This window comes from Streptomyces sp., from assembly GCF_031178505.1.
Classification (GTDB): domain Bacteria; phylum Actinomycetota; class Actinomycetes; order Streptomycetales; family Streptomycetaceae; genus Streptomyces; species Streptomyces gulbargensis.
In genome coordinates, this window is the sequence record NZ_JAPSIW010000931.1 from 1 (window position 1) to 2324 (window position 2324).

Genomic DNA, 2324 nt, shown 5'->3' on the forward strand with positions numbered 1-2324 from the left:
CCCAGCTCGCGGAGCAGGTGGACGAAGCCGTCTCCCTCGTCAGCTACCACCTGCGCAAACTCGCCGAGCACGGTCTCATCGAGGAGGCCCCCGGCCAGTCCACCGACGGTCGTGAACGCTGGTGGCGCACCAGCTCCCAGGGCATCACCGTCCGCGACGAGGACTTCCGCGACGCCCCCGAGAAGGCCGCCGTGGGCATCGCCTTCAGCCGCCTCGTCGCCGACCGGCGCGCCGATCTGCACCTCCGCTTCATCGAGGAGCGGCTCGCCTGGCCGGAGGAATGGCGCTCCGCCGCCATCAGCGCCGAATGGATGCCCCGCCTCACCGCCGCCGAACTCGCTGCCCTCGACGGGGAACTCGAAGCCGTGCTGCGGAAGTACGACGCCAAGGCGCGCGCCGCCGAGGCCGCGGGCGACACCGAGGGACGCGAACAGGTCGCCGTGCACCTCCACGCCTTCCCCTTCCGCCCGTGACCGCCCTCACCGAGGCATCCGCCCGACCCGCCCACCGCGACCCCCAGGTCCTGCGCTGGCTCGGCGCCTTCACCGCCTCCACCCTCGGCGACAGCGTCTACTACCTCGCCCTCTCCTGGGCCGCCGTCAGCAGCGGCACCCCCGCCCAGGCGGGGCTCGTCATGGCCGTCTCCGCCGTGCCCCGCGCCCTGCTCATGCTCGTCGGGGGAGTGGTCGCCGACCGCTACGGCCCCCGGCGGGTCGTCCTCGCCTCCGACGCCGTCCGCTGCCTCGTCACCCTCGGCCTCGCCGCGACCCTGTTCCTCGCCGTCCCGGGCCTCTGGGTCCTCGCCGCCGTCGCCCTCGTCTTCGGTGTGGTCGACGCCCTCTTCCTGCCGGCCGTCGGAGCCCTGCCGCCCCGGATCGCCGAGCGTGACCAGCTCGCCCGCGTCCAAGGACTGCGCGGCCTCGCGTACCGCCTCGGCGCCGTGCTCGGTGCCCCGCTCGGCGGGCTCGCCGTCGCCCTCGGCGGCTCCGCCACCGCCTTCGGCGTCGCCGGCCTCCTCTTCGCCCTCTCCCTGCCCCTCCTCAGCGCGCTCAGGCTACGGCCGCTGCCGCGGGAGGACGCGGTCCGGGACGGCACAGCCCTGCGGGACCTCGCCGACGGCCTGCGCTACCTCCGCGGCCACCGGGTGCTCGGCCCGCTGATGATCGTCGTGCTCCTCAGCGACCTCGGCTTCGTCGGCCCCCTCAACGTCGGCCTCGCGATCCTGTCCGCACAGCGCGGCTGGGGCGCCTCCGGCATCGGCTGGATCCTCGCCGGCTTCGGTACGGGCGCGGGCGCCGCCTCCCTGCTCCTGGCCGTACGAGGGCGCGTCCCGCGCGCCGGGGCCGTCAGCGGCTGGACCATGACGGTGGGCGCCGTCTCCATCGGGGCCCTCGCCTTCACGGCGCACCTGCCCGTCGCGGTCGCCGTCGCCCTGTCCGTCGGCCTGTTCGCCGGCCTCTCGGGGGCGCTGGTCAACGCCCTCGTCCAGACCGAGTGCGACCCGGCCCACCTCGGCCGGGTGACCGCCGTGTCCAGCCTCGCCAGCCTGGGCATCGCCCCGCTGAGCTTCCCGGTCACCGGCGCGGCGATCGGCCTGTGGGGCGCCGCCCCGGTCTTCGCCGTGAGCGCCGCGATCTGCGCCCTGGCCGGCGTGTACACCCTCGCCGTCCCGGCCCTGCGCCGCGCCGAACTGCCCGGGGGCTGACCGCGGGCCCGGCCGTACGCCGAACCGCCCGGCCCCCGGCTCAGATCCCCAGCTGCTTCGTCTCCCGCAGCCGCTCGATCGCCTCCGGCTCCCCGTCCAGGTCCACCTTCGCGGCGCCCTGCCGCCCGAACAGGTACATCATCAGCTCGCCCGGCTCCCCGGAGACCGTCACCACCGGGGCGCCGCGACGGGCGACCGCCGTCTGGCCGTTCGGGCGGCGCAGCACCAGGCCCACCGGCGCCTTGCGGCCCAGCAGCCGGGCGGTGCGCTCCAGGCGCGACCAGAGGGCGTCGGCGAAGACCGGGTCCGGCTCCCGGGCCGGCCAGTCGTCCTGCGCCCGCCGCACGTCCTCCGCGTGAACGTAGAACTCGACGACGTTCGCCCCCTCGTCCACCTGCTTGATGGTGAACGGGGAGAAGCGGGGCGGCCCCGTCCTGATGAGCCGGATCAGTTCCTCGTACGGCTTCGCGGCGAACTCCTCCCGCACCCGCTCCGCCCGGTCCCGCAGCACCGGCACCAGCGAGCCCGCCGCCGCGTCCGGCCGGCGCTCCCGCACCACGACATGGGCCGCCAGGTCACGGGTCAGCCAGCCTTCGCAGAGCGTGGGGGCGGCCGGTCC

Annotated in this window: 3 protein-coding genes; 2 read left to right on the forward strand and 1 reads right to left on the reverse strand. The window is 75.8% G+C overall.

Going from position 1 to position 2324, the window contains the following annotated elements; all coding sequences use genetic code 11:
* Window positions 1–473 (forward strand): winged helix-turn-helix domain-containing protein (locus tag RIF68_RS34650; protein ID WP_309055475.1); only part of this gene is annotated, 473 nt, incomplete at its 5' end.
* Complete coding sequence (locus tag RIF68_RS34655; protein WP_309055476.1) at window positions 470–1705, forward strand: MFS transporter; 1236 nt, start codon at window positions 470–472, stop codon at window positions 1703–1705. The genes RIF68_RS34650 and RIF68_RS34655, both read left to right, overlap by 4 nt.
* Before the next feature lie 40 nt (window positions 1706–1745).
* Here RIF68_RS34655 and RIF68_RS34660 read toward each other — a convergent pair.
* The coding region (locus RIF68_RS34660; RefSeq protein ID WP_309055477.1) for a TIGR03085 family metal-binding protein at window positions 1746–2324 on the reverse strand (579 nt) is incomplete at its 5' end.